Annotated in this window: 15 protein-coding genes; 8 read left to right on the forward strand and 7 right to left on the reverse strand. The window is 60.8% G+C overall.

The window, feature by feature from the left end; translation table 11 throughout:
- The first annotated feature begins 2 nt into the window (after window positions 1–2).
- The 7 genes from ACR0K4_RS00990 to upp all read left to right on the forward strand — a co-directional run bounded on the left by ACR0K4_RS00990 (window position 3) and on the right by upp (window position 6,381).
- The gene (locus ACR0K4_RS00990) at window positions 3–695 is read left to right on the forward strand and encodes a hypothetical protein (protein WP_480852483.1); all 693 of its coding nucleotides are present in this window, start codon (window positions 3–5) and stop codon (window positions 693–695) included.
- Window positions 670–1,761 carry a cupin domain-containing protein gene (locus ACR0K4_RS00995; protein ID WP_480852484.1) on the forward strand — a complete coding sequence of 364 codons (1,092 nt, stop codon included), beginning with the start codon at window positions 670–672 and terminating at the stop codon, window positions 1,759–1,761. The genes ACR0K4_RS00990 and ACR0K4_RS00995 overlap by 26 nt, the downstream gene beginning before the upstream one ends.
- Window positions 1,762–1,860: 99 nt before the next feature.
- Complete coding sequence (locus tag ACR0K4_RS01000; protein ID WP_480852485.1) at window positions 1,861–2,253, forward strand: cytidine deaminase; 393 nt, start codon at window positions 1,861–1,863, stop codon at window positions 2,251–2,253.
- Window positions 2,254–3,561, forward strand: a complete 1,308-nt coding sequence (locus tag ACR0K4_RS01005) for a thymidine phosphorylase (RefSeq protein WP_480852486.1) — start codon at window positions 2,254–2,256, stop codon at window positions 3,559–3,561.
- Entirely contained in the window at window positions 3,558–4,769 is a 1,212-nt protein-coding gene (locus tag ACR0K4_RS01010) for a phosphopentomutase (protein WP_480852487.1), read from the forward strand. Before ACR0K4_RS01005 ends, ACR0K4_RS01010 begins: the two co-directional genes overlap by 4 nt.
- The gene (locus ACR0K4_RS01015; protein ID WP_480852488.1) at window positions 4,766–5,752 is read left to right on the forward strand and encodes an adenosine deaminase; all 987 of its coding nucleotides are present in this window, start codon (window positions 4,766–4,768) and stop codon (window positions 5,750–5,752) included. The genes ACR0K4_RS01010 and ACR0K4_RS01015 overlap by 4 nt, the downstream gene beginning before the upstream one ends.
- Window positions 5,749–6,381: a uracil phosphoribosyltransferase gene (gene upp, locus ACR0K4_RS01020; protein WP_480515673.1), complete on the forward strand. Its 633-nt coding sequence runs from the start codon at window positions 5,749–5,751 to the stop codon at window positions 6,379–6,381. Before ACR0K4_RS01015 ends, upp begins: the two co-directional genes overlap by 4 nt.
- Before the next feature lie 6 nt (window positions 6,382–6,387).
- Here the strand turns inward: upp and ACR0K4_RS01025 are convergent, their stop codons facing one another.
- The gene (locus ACR0K4_RS01025) at window positions 6,388–7,401 is read right to left on the reverse strand and encodes a hypothetical protein (RefSeq protein WP_480515671.1); all 1,014 of its coding nucleotides are present in this window, start codon (window positions 7,399–7,401) and stop codon (window positions 6,388–6,390) included.
- A 402-nt stretch (window positions 7,402–7,803) separates the two neighbouring features.
- On the opposite strand from ACR0K4_RS01025, the gene ACR0K4_RS01030 reads away from it, so the two are divergent.
- A complete protein-coding gene (locus ACR0K4_RS01030; protein WP_480515669.1) occupies window positions 7,804–8,577 on the forward strand; it encodes a Hint domain-containing protein in 774 nt (257 codons plus the stop codon).
- A gap of 57 nt (window positions 8,578–8,634) precedes the next feature.
- Here the strand turns inward: ACR0K4_RS01030 and ACR0K4_RS01035 are convergent, their stop codons facing one another.
- The 6 genes from ACR0K4_RS01035 to ACR0K4_RS01060 all read right to left on the reverse strand — a co-directional run bounded on the left by ACR0K4_RS01035 (window position 8,635) and on the right by ACR0K4_RS01060 (window position 15,506).
- The gene (locus ACR0K4_RS01035) at window positions 8,635–10,836 is read right to left on the reverse strand and encodes a 3-hydroxyacyl-CoA dehydrogenase NAD-binding domain-containing protein (protein WP_480852489.1); all 2,202 of its coding nucleotides are present in this window, start codon (window positions 10,834–10,836) and stop codon (window positions 8,635–8,637) included.
- On the reverse strand, window positions 10,829–11,317 hold the full coding sequence (locus ACR0K4_RS01040; RefSeq protein WP_480515665.1) for a cupin domain-containing protein: 489 nt from the start codon (window positions 11,315–11,317) through the stop codon (window positions 10,829–10,831). Before ACR0K4_RS01040 ends, ACR0K4_RS01035 begins: the two co-directional genes overlap by 8 nt.
- A complete protein-coding gene (locus ACR0K4_RS01045) occupies window positions 11,317–12,528 on the reverse strand; it encodes an acetyl-CoA C-acetyltransferase (RefSeq protein ID WP_480852490.1) in 1,212 nt (403 codons plus the stop codon). The genes ACR0K4_RS01040 and ACR0K4_RS01045 overlap by 1 nt, the downstream gene beginning before the upstream one ends.
- A gap of 11 nt (window positions 12,529–12,539) precedes the next feature.
- Window positions 12,540–13,178: a glutathione S-transferase family protein gene (locus tag ACR0K4_RS01050; protein WP_480852491.1), complete on the reverse strand. Its 639-nt coding sequence runs from the start codon at window positions 13,176–13,178 to the stop codon at window positions 12,540–12,542.
- A 280-nt stretch (window positions 13,179–13,458) separates the two neighbouring features.
- Window positions 13,459–13,671 (reverse strand): hypothetical protein, encoded by a 213-nt coding sequence (locus ACR0K4_RS01055; RefSeq protein ID WP_480515659.1) that lies wholly within the window; start codon window positions 13,669–13,671, stop codon window positions 13,459–13,461.
- A gap of 53 nt (window positions 13,672–13,724) precedes the next feature.
- Window positions 13,725–15,506 (reverse strand): acyl-CoA dehydrogenase C-terminal domain-containing protein, encoded by a 1,782-nt coding sequence (locus tag ACR0K4_RS01060; RefSeq protein WP_480852492.1) that lies wholly within the window; start codon window positions 15,504–15,506, stop codon window positions 13,725–13,727.
- Window positions 15,507–15,516 lie beyond the last annotated feature (10 nt).

Consider the following 15,516-nt stretch of genomic DNA (forward strand, 5'->3'; position numbering starts at 1 on the left):
ATATGAGCCAAAAAGACGACGTGCAGGCCGGTTCACACCGGGCCCCGGACGGCAGAGCGTCCCGTTTCCCGCAACATGCGCTGCGCCTGGCTTTGATGCTGGGAGGAGCGTTGCTGATCGCGATTTCGATCTGGCCGGTGCAGGCATCGGCCTTCAATCAGGAAGGTGGTTTGTTCGAGACGATTTCGGCGTTTTCGTTGCTTGCTGCGGGGCTGATCGCGTTTTACCGTTATCCTGGCGTCACGCGCCTTTACATTGGTGTGGTGTGCCTGCTGTTGGCCGAGCGCGAGCTTGAGGCGGACGTTTATGCCGTTGACAGCCTGCCTCACACGATCCTGAGCGGTCTGGATACGTTGCTGGACATGACGCTGGTGCGGGTTGCACTGGCCGTTGTGGTGTTGGGCGGGCTGGTCTGGCACGGGGTGCCGAACGGGTGGCGCGCGTTCAAGCTGCGCGCGCCGTTTCTGGCCATATTCGTGCTTGCAGGAATGTTTGCGGTCGTTGCCCAATTGCTGGAAGAGGCGTCGGGGGTGCTTGGCGCCGAGACCTCGGAGGTCATGATGCTGCGCCTCTTTGTTCTCGAAGAAACGCTCGAGATGTTCTTTTCGATTGGCATTTTGGCTGCCGTTCTGATCGGATGGCCCAAAACCAGAACCGAAGAGACTTCGAATGACCGACAGCCAGACCCGAGCTGAAATTCGCCTGCCGACGCAGGAATTGCGCAACGATATTCCGTTTTACACCAAGGTGCTGGGGATGCGGATGGATATGATCTATCCCGCAGACGACCCTCGGGTCGCGGTGTTTTCGGGGCATGGGCTGCGCCTGCGGATCGAAAAGGACGCGCCCGAGGCCGCAGGGACCTTGCGCATTCTGACCGAGGACCCGGATGGGTTTGCCGACGGTCGGCGCAGCCTTGTTGCGCCGAATGGCACGCGGGTCGAGATCGAGGAACTGAACCCGCCGATGGTTATGCCCGAAACGGTGCATTCCTTCGTGGTGCGCCGCCTCAAGGATCAGGCTCCGTGGATCATCGGGCGGGCCGGAATGCATTATCGCGATCTGGTGCCGGATCGGCTGGGTGGCTCGATCATCGCCAGCCATATCCGCATTCCCGATGGCGGTCCGGTGCCGGATATGGTGCATTTCCACAAGGTCGGGTTTCAGCTGATCTTTTGCATCCATGGCTGGGTCGACGTGGTCTATGAGGATCAGGGCGACAAGATGCGCCTGACAGCCGGGGATTGCTTTATCCAACCGCCGGAAATCCGTCACCGGGTGCTGGAAGCCTCGGACAATGTGCAGGTGATCGAGATCGGCGTGCCCGCCGAACATGTGACCGAGATCGACCACCAGATGGAGCTGCCCACCCCGCATTACCGCCCGGATCGAGAATGGCAGGGGCAACGGTTTGTTTACAATCAGGCCAAGGATGCCGAATGGGTGCCCTTCCGCCTGCCGGGTTACATCTGTCGCGACACGACGATTGCCGAGAACACCAAAGGCGTCGCCGGGGTGCAGGTTGTGCGCCGGGGGCAGGGTAACCCGGAATGGGCCAGCCATGATACGGATATCCACTTCACCTTTGTGATGAACGGCGAGGTGACGTTGGAGGGCGAGGGGCGCGACCCATTCCGGCTGGAACAGGGCGATGCCTTTGTGATCCCGCCCGGCATGCGGACCCGGTTGTCTGACCCTTCGGATGACATCGAACTGCTTGAGGTCACGCTACCCGGCACCTTCAACACCACGCTGGGCTAGAAGCCTGTGGATAACCGCGCCCGGGGGCTTCAAATCACCGGGCGATTTCCTTTAGGGTGCGGTATTCTGACCAAGTGATCAAAAAATCGGGAATCGCCCATGTCTCTGAAAGATGCCGCGCGCGCCGTTCGGGAAAACGCCCATGCGCCTTATTCTAATTTCAAAGTTGGGGCCGCAATCCGGTCAGGCTCGGGCCAGACGTATGTCGGGTGCAATGTCGAGAACGTCGCCTATCCCGAAGGCACATGCGCCGAGGCCGGGGCCATCGCCGCCATGGTCGCCGCTGGTGAGACGGAATTGACCGAGGTCTATGTGGTCGCCAGTAGCTCGCAGCCGGTACCGCCCTGTGGCGGCTGCCGCCAGAAACTGGCCGAATTCGGCAAAGGCGATGTTGTGGTCACGATGGCAACCGTCGACGGTGTCGAAACCCGCACCACCATTGCTGATCTGCTGCCCGGTGCCTTTGGGGCCGTGCATATGGAAGGCAACTGAATGGACGCCCGTTCGATCATTGCCAAGCTGCGCCGGTCCGAAGTGCCCTCGGGCGAGGAACTGCACTGGTTCGCGCAGGGCCTTGCGGATGGGGGCGTCAGCGATGCGCAAGCGGGGGCTTTTGCCATGGCCGTCTGCATGGGCGGGCTGGGCGCGCAGGGGCGGGCCGATCTGACGGTGGCCATGCGCGACAGTGGTGAGGTGCTGCACTGGGATCTGGACGGCCCGGTGATCGACAAGCACTCGACCGGGGGGGTCGGTGATTGCGTCAGCCTTGTTCTGGCTCCTGCGCTGGCGGAATGCGGGGCCTATGTGCCGATGATCTCGGGCCGTGGGTTGGGCCATACCGGCGGCACGCTGGACAAGCTTGAGGCTATTCCCGGGGTCACAACCCAGATTGGTCAAAGCCGTCTGGCACAGGTTCTGAAAGACACAGGCGCGGCGATTGTGGGGGCCACCGGCCAGATCGCGCCTGCGGATAAACGGCTCTATGCGATACGCGATGTGACGGCGACGGTGGAAAGCCTCGATCTGATCACGGCGTCGATCCTGTCCAAGAAGCTGGCGGCCAGCCCAGACGCGCTGGTGCTGGACGTCAAGGTGGGCAGCGGGGCGTTCATGAAAACGCTCGACGATGCTCGCAGGCTGGCGCAGGCGCTGACCGAAACCGCGAACGCGGCGGGGTGCAAGACCTCGGCGGTGATCACCGATATGAACCAACCGCTGGCCCCGGCGCTGGGCAATGCGCTGGAAGTGGCCGAGGTGATGCAGGTTATGACCAGCGGGCAGGATTCGCCTCTGGCCCATATCTCGGCCGAACTGGGCGGTGTGTTGATGGCGGACGCGGGGATGTGCGCTTCGGTCGAAGAGGGCACGGCGCAGATCGCCGAAATAATCCGCGATGGCCGTGCCGCCGAACGGTTTGGCCGGATGATGGCCGCTGTCGGAGGCCCGGTGCATTTCGTCGACACATGGGCGCGGTTCCTGCCCGAGGCCAACGTGATTCAGGAAGTTCCTGCACCGCGCGATGGCTATATCGCGGCCATTGATGGCGAGGCGCTGGGCCTTGCCGTGGTTGCGCTGGGCGGCGGGCGTCAGGTCGAAAGCGATGAGATTGACCCGGCGGTCGGATTGTCCGGCATCTTACGGTTGGGCGAGACGGTCCAGAAAGGCGCACCGCTGGCCGTGGTCCATGCCGCACGCGAAGACGCGGCGCGGCAGGCGTCGCAGGCGGTGCTGAACGCCGTTACGATCAGCGATACGCCCGTGGATCAACCGCCCCACGTACATGAGAGGATCGGCGTATGAGCCGCGCTTTCCTTGTGGTGATGGATTCGGTTGGCATCGGGGGCGCGCCGGATGCCGATCAGTTCTTCAACGGCACCGTACCGGATACCGGTGCGAACACGGTGGCCCATATCGCGCAGGCCTGCACTGAGGGACGCGCCGAAGACGGGCGTTCGGGCCCTTTGCGCCTGCCCAATCTCGATGCGTTGGGTCTGGGGGCTGCGGTGCGGCTGGCCTCGGGTGACGCAACGCCGGGGCTGGACGCCACGCCAACGGGTCTCTGGGGCTGTGCGCGGGAATATTCACCGGGCAAGGACACGCCCTCGGGCCATTGGGAGTTGGCGGGTTTGCCTGTGCTGTGGGACTGGCACTATTTCCCGGATACCAAGCCCGCATTCCCCGCTGATCTAAGCCGGACCGCTGCCAAGGCGGCAGGAACTGACGGTATCCTCGGCGATTGTCACGCATCGGGCACGGCCATCATCGCCGACCTCGGGGCCGAACACATGCGTACCGGCTGGCCGATCTGCTATACCTCTGCCGACAGCGTGTTCCAGATTGCCGCGCATGAGGAGAGCTTTGGCCTCGAACGGTTGTTGGATATGTGCCGGACGCTTGCGCCGCGATTGCATGAGATGAAAGTGGGGCGCGTGATTGCGCGGCCCTTCGTGGGATCGGCTGAGGATGGGTTTACCCGCACCACCAACCGCAAGGATTTCGCCATCCTGCCGCCCGCGCCGGTGCTGACGAACTGGGCGCAGGACGCAGGCCGCCGCGTTCATGCGGTGGGTAAAATCGGCGACATCTTCTCGATGCAGGGAATTGATACGCTGCGCAAGGGCCCGGACGCGGACCTGATGCGGCACCTGTCCGATCTGGTGGATGAGGCCGAAGAGGGCAGCCTGACCTTCGCCAATTTCGTCGAATTCGACAGTCTCTATGGCCACCGCCGCGATATCAGCGGCTATGCCCGTGCTCTGGAATGGTTCGACCGCGAGATCGGGGTGATCCTGCAAAAGCTGCGCCCCGGAGACCTGATGCTGCTGACCGCAGATCACGGAAATGACCCCAGTTGGATCGGCACCGATCACACCCGCGAACAGGTGCCGGTGCTGGTGGCGGGGCAGGGCGCGAGCGAGATCGGCCAGATCAATTTTGCCGATGTCGCGGCCAGCATCGCACACCATCTGAACATCCCCGCGCACGGACCGGGGCGGAGCTTTCTATGACCGTTGCCGACCTGCCCAAGATCGAACTTCACCTGCATCACGAAGGCGCAGCCCCGCCCGCCTTCATTAGACAGTTGGCGCATGAAAAGAAGGTCGATCTCAGCGGGATATTCAAGCCCGATGGCTCCTACGACTTCCGCGACTTCGCGCATTTCCTCAGCGTCTACGAGGCGGCCTGCGAAGTGCTGAAGTCGCCCGAAGATTTCCGCCGTTTGACGCTGGCGATCCTCGAAGAAAGCGCTGCGAATGGTGTGGTCTACTCCGAGACCTTCCTCAGCCCCGACTTCTGCGGCGATGGGGATCTGCACGCGTGGCGCGATTATCTGACCGCCATTCAGGACGCCGCGGACGAGGCCGAGCGCAGGTTCGACATCACCCTGCGCGGTGTCGTGACCTGCGTGCGCCATTTCGGCCCCGAGCAGGCCAAGCGCAGCGCCCTTTGCGCCGCCGAAACGGCTGGCGACTGGATCACCGGCTTTGGCATGGGCGGCAATGAAGGCGTCCATACGCAAGGTGATTTCGCATGGGCCTTTGATTGTGCCCGTGAGGCGGGGTTACGCCTGACAACCCATGCCGGAGAATTCGGTGGGCCGGACAGTGTGCGGGATGCCATTCGTGATCTGGGGGTCGAACGGGTTGGTCATGGCGTGCGCGCCATTGAAGACCCCGATCTGATCCGCGAAGTCATCGATAGGGACGTGACGCTTGAGGTCTGTCCCGGCTCGAACGTGGTGCTGGGCTTGTTTCCCGATTTCGCCGCCCATCCGATTGCCAAGCTGCGCGAGGCGGGTGTGAAGGTCACCGTCTCAACCGATGACCCGCCGTTTTTCCACACCACAATGCGCCGCGAATATGAGATGTTGGCTGCAGCCTTCGGCTGGAAGGCCGAAGACTTTGCCGAATTGAACCAGAACGCCCTGAATGCGGCATTCTGTGATGAAGACACCCGCGCGCGGGTCAAGACAAGACTGGAGAACTCATGAGCGAACATCTGACCGTCGTCGATCACCCGCTGGTGCAGCACAAACTGACGCTCATGCGGGACAAGGGCACCTCGACCGCCGCGTTCCGGCAATTGCTGCGCGAGATCACCTTGCTGCTGGCCTATGAAGTCACTCGGGAACTCAAGCTGACCACCCGCCACATCGAAACCCCGATGGAGGAGATGGATGCGCCCATTCTGGCGGGCAAGAAACTGGCGCTGGTCTCGATCCTGCGGGCCGGGAACGGGATGCTGGACGGGGTGCTGGAACTGATCCCTTCGGCCCGGGTGGGCTTTGTTGGCCTTTATCGCGACGAAGAGACGCTGCAGCCGGTTCAATACTATTTCAAAGCGCCCGAAGGGCTGAAGGACCGTCTGGTGATTGCGGTTGATCCAATGCTGGCCACCGGCAACAGCTCGGCCGCAGCGATTGATCTGCTGAAAGAGGCGGGCGCGACTGATATCCGTTTTCTCTGCCTGCTGGCCGCGCCCGAAGGCGTCGCGCGCATGAAAGAGGCACACCCGGACGTGCATATCGTCACTGCGGCGCTGGATCGCGAGCTGAATTCCAAGGGTTATATCATGCCCGGCCTTGGCGATGCCGGAGACCGGATGTTCGGAACCAAATAAGCCGGTTCATTCGCCACAAATATTCTGCAGTCGGACCCAGTCGCGGTCAGGCAATACCTGTTGCATGGGCCGACCTGCCATCGGGTCAGCCTCGATCAGGCCCAGAACCGTCTCTCCGGTGACGTCCATCGCGAAGGCGTAGGGCGTCGATGGTAAAGCGGCCTGGGCGAATACGGCCAGCAGATCATTGTCCGGCAAATCCGGACGGGGCTCGATCAGAACCTGCTCGGTATAGGCGTCCACCGCATCCGGCGTCAGCTCTCCGGTTGTCAGAAGGCGAAAGGCAGTGCCGACACCTGTGCGGTCGATCAGATTGTCCAACGGATCCTGTGCTTCGGACCGCGCGCGTTCAGCGATAATGTATCCGGCGGCAATCGAGGGATCCTCGTGATCTTCCACCAACGCCCGGTTCAACAGCACGATCCCTCCGGGCAGGCCGAGGCTGCTTTGCACACCCGCGGGCAGGATGATGATCTGTTCCACGCCTGTCCGTGCCGCCAACGTGTCAAGCGCAGCTTGTGCGTCTTCGGACGCGCAGGCTTTGCCCGAGACGCGTTCGATCCGATGCAGGATGGCGTCACCAATATCCTGCCGTTTGATATCGGGCAGAACCGAGACGACGTGGTTCTGTACCGCTTGAGGCACCCAGAAGAACATCAGCGCGACGACGGCGGCAACAACACCGGCGACGCTGGCCCATCGCAGTCGTCCGGGATGGGGACGCGCCCGGTCAATGGCGCGCTGCAGGCGGTCGATCGCCTCGATCATCGTGGTTTCGGATTCAGCGAGTTCCAGCGTTTCATCCGGGTCGCCATCAGGGTTGAACACCGCCGGATAACCACCGGGATTCTGCCGCCTGAGCGCGGCCAGAGACCAATGGGTCAGCGCCCGGTCATTGAAATCCGAGATGGTCAGCGTGGCTTCTCCGATGGATACCACGACCTCGCGGCGTTGGTCCTCAGGAGTGGACCGCCACAGACCCGTCGCCTCAATCCGCTGATACTGTTTAAGTGCTGTCATGATCTGGTGCTGCTCGGGTCTTGTTTTGATTTGATCTTAACATGCTGAATTCTTGGCGCGCAAACCTGTTGCGGGACTCCAAGACAAAATGACCTGCAAAGACCGGCCGCCAGAATGTGCGGTGCGGGCTGGTACGAGGGGCGGGGGACCGGCGCATCCGATCCTGCGGTGGTCACCGTCAATCCTGAGATTCGCGTGGGGATTGGGTCAGGCGCAGAAGGTTGATCGTTTCAAATACCGAACAAAAGCGAGGATGAAGCCCCTGGTTGTTCCCAAATGCAGCCCGGAATGGGGCGAAATCGGCCCAATTACGCCCCAAATGTGGCAGAGCTGGGGCGGAATGGGGCAGTACTGATCCATCCTTCTGTGTTGTTTGAAGGTGCCAAAAAAGGGGGATGGCACGTGTTAGAAGTAGTGAGTGTTAAAGGGTATTCGGACTATTCCGACAGTGATCGGACAGCAATTGCCCGCAGGGCCGTTTCAGCGCGTCGCGGCGGATTGCTGTATGGAACCAAAGTTGCGACCACCAGCGGCTGGAAACTTGTTGAACGGCTGAAGACCGGTGATAGGGTGCGGACGCTGGACAATGGGTTTCAGGAACTGCGGCGCGTTTCGGTCGATCATATCGCCATCGAAAGCGGTGAGACCCGGCCCGAGCATCTGCCGGTGCAGGTCCCGGCCCGCGCGGCCTATAACGGGCGGCGCGTCTGGTTGATGCCGGAACAGGGCATGGCGGTGGATCTCGGTAAAACCGGGCAGCAGGGGAATGGGGTCTCTGTCATTCCGGCGCGCATGCTGAGCGGGGTGGGACGGATGACGTCTCAGACACCTGCGCAGAGTTTTGAAGTGGTATCGCTGTTTTTCGACCACGATGAGGTCGTTTTCATCGAAGGCGGATTTCAGGCCTTTTGCTCGGCCGGCCGGTTGGGCAGATCACCCGCCGCGGGCTCGCGTGGCTATGACGTGCCCGACGCGGATCAGGCCGAGGCCATCGTTGAATCAATTGCAAGCAGGGCGGATATTTCAGCCTTTGCAAACCCGTTGGGTGCACTGCCTGCACCCATCCCGCAGGAACCGATTTTCCCGATACGTCCACAGGTGGGAGTGCGGCGTCCGGGGCGACCGGGCAGACCTCATGCTCCGGCTCTGTTTCTGCGGCCTGAATGGCAGACCTGACTAAACACTTATGAAGAACGATGCTGGCGCGTGATATCATGCGCCAGCATCACCGGTTCAGGCGGCCTGTGCTTCGGGGTCGAAGCGGCCATAGAAGCTTTGGCCTTTTTCCGCCATTTCACGCAGCAACGGAGGGCAGGCAAAACGTTCGCCATAGGATTGGGCCAGTTGATCGCAGCGCTCGGTAGCGTAGGGCGTGCCGATGATGTCTAACCAACTGAGCGGACCACCGGACCACGGCGCAAAGCCCCAGCCAAGGATCGCGCCCACGTCGCCTTCGCGGATGTCTTCCAGAACACCTTCTTCCAGCGCCCGCACCGCTTCCAGAACCTGTGCAAACATCAGACGTTCCTGCACTTCGATCAGGTCGGGCTGATCTTCGGCCAGCGGGTATTTGTCCTGCAGACCCTTCCAATATTCGACGCGCTTGCCCTTGTCGTCATAGTCGAAGAAGCCGGCATTGGCCTTGCGGCCCAGACGGCCCTGTTCCTCCATCCAGAAGATCAGATCGTCCGAGGGGCTTTCGGGATAGGCATTGCCCATCGCCGCCTTGGTCGCACGTGCAATCTTGGCGCCCAGATCAATCGAGGTCTCGTCCGTCAACTGGATCGGTCCCACCGGGAAACCCAGCTGCCGCGCGGCATTGTCGATCAGGGCGGGGCTGACGCCCTCGGTGATCATGCGCGCGCCTTCGTTGATGTAGGGGATGATACACCGATTGGCGTAGAAGAACCGCGCATCATTGACCACGATCGGCGTCTTGCGAATCTGGCGTACGTAGTCCAGCGCCTTGGCCACCGCGCGATCCCCGGTTTCCTTGCCCTTGATGATCTCGACCAGGAACATCTTCTCAACCGGTGAGAAGAAGTGGATGCCGATGAACTGCTCGGGCCGCACGCTGGCCTTGGCCAGATCGGTGATCGGCAGGGTCGAGGTGTTCGAGGCAAAGATGCAATCCTCGGGGATGATTGCCTCGACCTTTTTGGTCATCTCGGCCTTGACTCCGGGGTCTTCAAAGACGGCCTCGATGATCAGGTCACAACCCTCGAGGTTGTCCAGCTCAGGGGTCGCGGTGATGCGCGCCAGCATGGCCTCTTTCTTTTCCGGGGTGGATTTGCCGCGCTTGATGCCCTTGTCCAGATAGGCTTCGGTATAGGCCTTGCCCTTATCGGCAGAGGCTTGATCGCGGTCGATCAGAACCACCTCCATCCCGGCCTGGGCCGAGACCAGCGCGATGCCGGCACCCATCATGCCCGCGCCCAGAACACCGATCTTCTGGACCGACTGATCTGGTACTCCGGCAGGGCGCACGGCCCCTTTTTCCAGCGCTTCCTTGTTCAGGAACAGCGACCGGATCATTGCACCCGACGAGGGGTTCATCAGCACCGATGTGAACCAGCGCGCCTCGATCTTCAGCGCGGTGTCGAAATCGACCAGCGCCCCCTCATAGACCGCGCTCAGCAAAGCTTTGGCTGCCGGGAAGGCGCCTTGCGTCTTGCCGTTCACCATGGCCGATGCACCAACGAAGTTCATGAAGCCTGCGGGGTGATACGGCGCGCCGCCGGGCATCTTGTAGCCCTTGGCGTCCCACGGCTTGACCAGATCGGCATCCTTGGCGTTCAGCACCCATTCTTTGGCGGCGGCCACCGGATCCGCAGCGATCTCGTCGATGTACCCCGCGCCCTTGGCTTTTTTGACGTCGAGCATCTTGCCTTCCAGCAGCAGCGGAGCCGCCGCAATCGCGCCCACCTTGCGGACCATCCGGGTGGTGCCGCCCGCGCCGGGGAAGATGCCAACCATGATCTCGGGCAGGCCGTATTTCGCCTTGGGGTTCTCGGCGGCAAAAATACGATGCGTGGACAGAGGCAGTTCCATACCGATGCCAGCGGCGGTACCGGGCAGGGCGGTGGCAATTGGCTTGCCGCCTTTCTTGGTCTTGGGATCCATGCCCGCCATTTCGATCTTGCGCAACAGGGCGTGCATTTGCATCGTGCCTTCAAACAGACCTTTGGCCGGATTATCGCCCGCTTGTTCCTTCATGACAGCCAGCAGGTTCAGGTCCATGCCGCCCGCAAACGATCCCTCTTTGCCAGAGGTCAGGACGATGCCCTTCACCTCATCATCCGCCAGCGCCTGATCGATCAGGTCGCTCAATTGCGCCAACCCGTCAAAGGACATCACGTTCATCGTTTTGCCGGGGACGTCCCAAGTGATCGTGGCGACGCCGTCTGCGTCTTTGGTCAGAGTGAAATCAGTCATTATCCTCTCCAATCTGGTCAGCCGTTAGCGGGCTGCCATCCTTGCGGGTGAAAACGAATCCGTTCTCGTCGTCCTTCACCATCATGTCTATGTCGCTGTAGTAGCCGGTCTCGGTCGGGGTCCGCGTGCCCACCACCAGAAAGGTCGCGGGCGCATCGGTTTTGTTCACAAGGTGATGGCCATTGGTCTCACCAGCGGGCCAGGCGGCACAATCGCCGGGCAGCATCTGGTGCTCGCCATCATCGTCGATCAGCACGCATTCGCCGCTGAGCATGATGGCGAACTCGTCCTGCTCCATATGATAATGGCGCAGCGAGGACAGGGCCTGCGGCTCCAGCCGCACGATGTTGACCCCGAACTGGGTCAGCCCGCCCGCATCGCCGACGCCCTGGTTAAAGCGGCCTCCGACCGCCTTGGCCAGTTGGCCGGGATAGGACGAACCGCCCTTGTATGGGATTTGCGAAAGGTCCAGCTTGGGCATCAGACCCGCTCGATAATGGTTGCCGCGCCCATGCCGGACGCAATGCAGAGGGTGGCCAGACCGGTTTCCTTGTCCTGACGCTCAAGCTCATCCAGAAGGGTGCCGATGATCATCGCACCGGTCGCGCCCAGCGGGTGACCCATCGCGATCGATCCGCCGTTCACGTTGACCAACGCGGGGTCAACATCAAATGCCTGCTGGAACCGCAGCACGACCGAGGCGAAGGCTTCGTTCACCTCAAACAGGTCCAGATCGCTGATTTTCATGCCATTGTCGGCAAGGATTTTCTCGGTCACCGGAACCGGGCCGGTCAGCATGATGGTCGGGTCGGTGCCGATCTTGGCGGTCGCCTTGATGCGGGCGCGGGGCTTCAGGCCGTATTTCTCACCGAATTCCTTATTCCCGATCAGAACAGCTGCGGCGCCATCCACGATGCCCGAGCTGTTGCCCGCGTGGTGGATGTGGTTGATCCGCTCAAGATGCGGGTATTTCAGCATCGCCACCTTGTCAAAGCCCGGCATCTGCTCACCCATCATCGCAAAGGACGGGTTCAGCGCGCCGAGGCTTTGCATGTCAGTGCCGGGGCGCATGTATTCGTCACGGTCTAGAATGGTCAGGCCGTTCTGGTCCGTGACCTTGATGACCGATTTTTCAAACCGGTTCTCTTCCCAGGCCTTGGCCGCGCGTTTTTGCGATTCAACGGCCAGCGCGTCCGCCTGATCGCGATCAAAACCATATTCGGTCGCGATGATGTCCGCCGAGATACCCTGCGGCACGAAATAAGTCTCCATCGCCAGCGAGGGATCTACGGCAATCGCGGCCCCGTCGCTGCCCATCGCCACACGGCCCATCATCTCGACGCCACCCGCGATATAGGCCTCACCCGCACCACCTTTGACCTGATTGGCCGCAAGGTTCACGGCCTCCATGCCCGAAGCGCAAAACCGGTTGATCGCCAGACCGGGGATCGATTGGTCCAGATCCGAGGCCAGAACCGCCGAGCGCGCCAAACAACCGCCTTGCTCCATCACTTGCGTGACGTTGCCCCAGATCACATCCTCAACGGCGTGGCCTTCCAGATTGTTGCGTTCTTTCATCGCATTCAGGGTCAGGGCGGACAGGCGCACCGAGGTCACCTCGTGCAGGCTGCCATCCTTGCGGCCCTTGCCGCGCGGCGTGCGCAGGGCGTCATAGATATAGGCTTCGGTCATGGGTCTTCTCCTCAAGCTCGATCCGACGGGTTGCCGGGCATCAGGTCATAGGGGTGTTTCCAGCCGGGCTGTTCGCTGAGGCGCGTCAGCCAGGCGTCGATATGGGGCCAGTCGGCGCGATCAAAGCCGAAGGGTTCAGGGTAATACAGATAACCGCAACAGCTGAGGTCGGCATTGGTCACACCGTCCCCGACGATCCAGTCGCGACCATCAAGATGCGCGTTCAAGACGCCATAGGCAGCTTTCAATCGCCCTTGATTGAATGCGATGACATCTGCGTTGCGGTGTTCTTCAGGCAAGAAGTTGCACAGAAAACGCGTCATCCCGGCGTTCGAGCTGAGCTTGTGATTGTCCCACAGAACCCAGCGGAAAATGTCGTAATTCTCTTCCCGGTTCTTTCCACCAAACTTGCCTGACTTCTCAGTCACATAAGCCTGGATCGCGCCGGATTGGCTGGTGCGGAAATCGCCGTCGATCATCACCGGCGCTTCGCCCATCTCATTCACATTTGCACGGTATTCAGGCGCACGGGTCGCACCGTTGAAAAAGTCGACATAAACTGACTCCCACTCCAAACCGGACATCTCCAGCGCCAGAGCGGCCTTGTACGAATTCCCGCTTTCTCCGAAGCAGTGCAGTTTGATGGTCATGCGATCGCCCCTCCCGTGGCGCGTGTGGTTCGGTCGGATTTGAGTATTTTTGAAAAGATGAAGCCCGATATGTAACCATTGTTTAACAGTCTTCTGCTTTGTTCGAGTTGCGGTACAGGCTGGAGAGCCGATGACCGTAAAAGGTGAAGTCGTCCCTGTCCTGATGGCGAGTGGGCCCGGTGGCAGGGACGCATCACGTCTTCATCTTTTTAAAAATACTCCCGCCGGAGGCATCCAGTTCCTTGAAGCTGAGGCCAGTTAATGTGGTCTTTTCAATCCGTCACCGTTTTCGCGCATCCAACTCGGAATTAAACAGGCGCAGGCGATGGGTCAGGTTCTCCTCATGAATGACGCTGTTGAAGTTCTCGAACAGAAATGACAGAGCCTCACCTTCGTCCAGACCGGCGTCCCGCGCGAACAACCGGAGTTTGCGATACCCGTCTTCCGTCATGGCGACGGGAAAGCGGCGGGTCAGGCGAAAGCGCTTTGGCATGTGTTCCCCTTTGATTTACCGGCTCCTGCAGAAACCCCGGAGCCGGCTCATCCTCAGAAGCTGGCGGCGTCCAGCGTCATTACGGTCTCTGCTCCGGTCTGGATACGCGCCAGGTGCAAGGCAGTCGCCGGTAGGCGGCGCGACATGTAGAACCGGCCGGTGACGATCTTTGTTTCGTAGAATTCGGCATCCGACGCGCCATTATCAAGGGCGGCATAAGATGCTTTCGCCATCTGTGCCCACATCAGCCCCAGGCAGACATGGCCAAACATGTGCATGAAATCGTTCGATCCTGCCAGCGCATGGTTGGGATTCTTCATGCCTTGCTGCATGAAATACATGCCCGCAGCCTGCAGGTCCTTGGACGCCGCTTTCAGGGGCTCAAGGAACGCTGAGTCAAACGCATCGTTTTGACCTGCATTATCCTTGCAAAATGATTTGACCATTTCGAAGAACGCCATCACATGTTTGCCGCCATCCTGCGCCAGTTTACGCCCCACGAGGTCCAGCGCCTGCACGCCGTTGGCGCCTTCGTAGATCATCGCAATGCGGGCGTCGCGGGTGAATTGTGACATGCCCCATTCTTCGATGTACCCATGGCCGCCATAGACCTGCTGCGCTTTGACAGTCATGTCATAGCCTTCGTCGGTCAGAAATCCCTTGATTACCGGGGTCAACAACGAGATCAGCCCGTTGGCATCCTGATCGCCCGCCCGGTGCGCTTTGTCGATCATGGTTGAGCCCCACAGCAGGAACGCGCGCGCCCCTTCGGTAAAGCTCTTCTGATCCATCAGGCTGCGGCGGATGTCCGGGTGCACGATCAGGGGGTCAGCCGGGCCGTCGGGGTTTTTGGCGCCGGTCACGTCGCGACCCTGCAAACGGTCCTTGGCGTATTCAACGGCGTTTTGGTAGGCGGCCTCGGCCTGTGCGACGCCTTGCATGCCAACACCCAGACGCGCCTCGTTCATCATGGTGAACATTGCGCGCATGCCCTTGTGCAGGTCGCCCAGCAAATAGCCGGTGGCTTCGTCGTAATTCATCACACAGGTCGAGTTGCCGTGGATGCCCATTTTCTCTTCGATCTTGCCCACCGACACGCCGTTGCGTTCGCCCAGGCTGCCATCCTCGTTGACAAGGAACTTGGGCACGATGAACAGCGACACGCCTTTGATGCCCTCGGGGCCGCCGGGGATTTTGGCCAGAACCAGATGGATGATGTTGTCGGCCATGTCATGATCGCCGGACGAGATGAAGATCTTCTGACCGGAAACCTTGTAGCTGCCGTCGCCCTGCGGTTCTGCCTTGGTGCGCATAAGGCCCAGGTCAGTGCCGCAATGCGGTTCGGTCAGATTCATGGTGCCGGTCCATTCACAGGTGACCATATTGGGCAGATAGGTATTCTTCTGTTCTTCAGTGCCGTGCGCAAGAATGGCCGAGGCCGCGCCGTGGGTCAGGCCTTGGTACATCACAAACGCCTGGTTCGCGCCCGAGAACATTTCGCCGACTGCCGTGCCCATGACGTAGGGCATATTCTGCCCGCCATAGTCCTCGGGCATATCCAGACCGGTCCAGCCGCCTTCTTTCATCTGCTCGAAGGCGTCCTTGAACCCGGTTGGCGTGTAAACAACACCGTTCTCCAGACGACAGCCTTCGGTGTCGCCAACCACGTTCAGAGGCTGCAATACATTGGTCGAGATTTTGCCGGCTTCTTCCAGCACAGCGCCTGTAAATTCGGCTTCAAGCTCGGAATAGCCGGGAGTGTCGGATCCCGAGATGTTGAGCACTTCGTGCAGGATGAACTGCATGTCTTTGGTTGGCGCGTTATAAACGGGCATGTGACGCTCC

The sequence above is a fragment of the Ruegeria sp. K11 genome (assembly GCF_056531905.1).

Bases quoted from the DNA above. Each gene is read 5' to 3' on its own strand.
- ACR0K4_RS01015 (WP_480852488.1), top strand. From the start codon at position 4,766: ATGACCGTTGCCGACCTGCCCAAGATCGAACTTCACCTGCATCACGAA.
- ACR0K4_RS01050 (WP_480852491.1), bottom strand. From the start codon at position 13,178: ATGACCATCAAACTGCACTGCTTCGGAGAAAGCGGGAATTCGTACAAG.
- ACR0K4_RS01005 (WP_480852486.1), top strand. From the start codon at position 2,254: ATGGACGCCCGTTCGATCATTGCCAAGCTGCGCCGGTCCGAAGTGCCC.
- ACR0K4_RS01040 (WP_480515665.1), bottom strand. From the start codon at position 11,317: ATGCCCAAGCTGGACCTTTCGCAAATCCCATACAAGGGCGGTTCGTCC.
- ACR0K4_RS01010 (WP_480852487.1), top strand. From the start codon at position 3,558: ATGAGCCGCGCTTTCCTTGTGGTGATGGATTCGGTTGGCATCGGGGGC.
- upp (WP_480515673.1), top strand. From the start codon at position 5,749: ATGAGCGAACATCTGACCGTCGTCGATCACCCGCTGGTGCAGCACAAA.
- ACR0K4_RS00995 (WP_480852484.1), top strand. From the start codon at position 670: ATGACCGACAGCCAGACCCGAGCTGAAATTCGCCTGCCGACGCAGGAA.
- ACR0K4_RS01035 (WP_480852489.1), bottom strand. From the start codon at position 10,836: ATGACTGATTTCACTCTGACCAAAGACGCAGACGGCGTCGCCACGATC.
- ACR0K4_RS01045 (WP_480852490.1), bottom strand. From the start codon at position 12,528: ATGACCGAAGCCTATATCTATGACGCCCTGCGCACGCCGCGCGGCAAG.
- ACR0K4_RS00990 (WP_480852483.1), top strand. From the start codon at position 3: ATGAGCCAAAAAGACGACGTGCAGGCCGGTTCACACCGGGCCCCGGAC.
- ACR0K4_RS01025 (WP_480515671.1), bottom strand. From the start codon at position 7,401: ATGACAGCACTTAAACAGTATCAGCGGATTGAGGCGACGGGTCTGTGG.
- ACR0K4_RS01060 (WP_480852492.1), bottom strand. From the start codon at position 15,506: ATGCCCGTTTATAACGCGCCAACCAAAGACATGCAGTTCATCCTGCAC.
- ACR0K4_RS01000 (WP_480852485.1), top strand. From the start codon at position 1,861: ATGTCTCTGAAAGATGCCGCGCGCGCCGTTCGGGAAAACGCCCATGCG.
- ACR0K4_RS01055 (WP_480515659.1), bottom strand. From the start codon at position 13,671: ATGCCAAAGCGCTTTCGCCTGACCCGCCGCTTTCCCGTCGCCATGACG.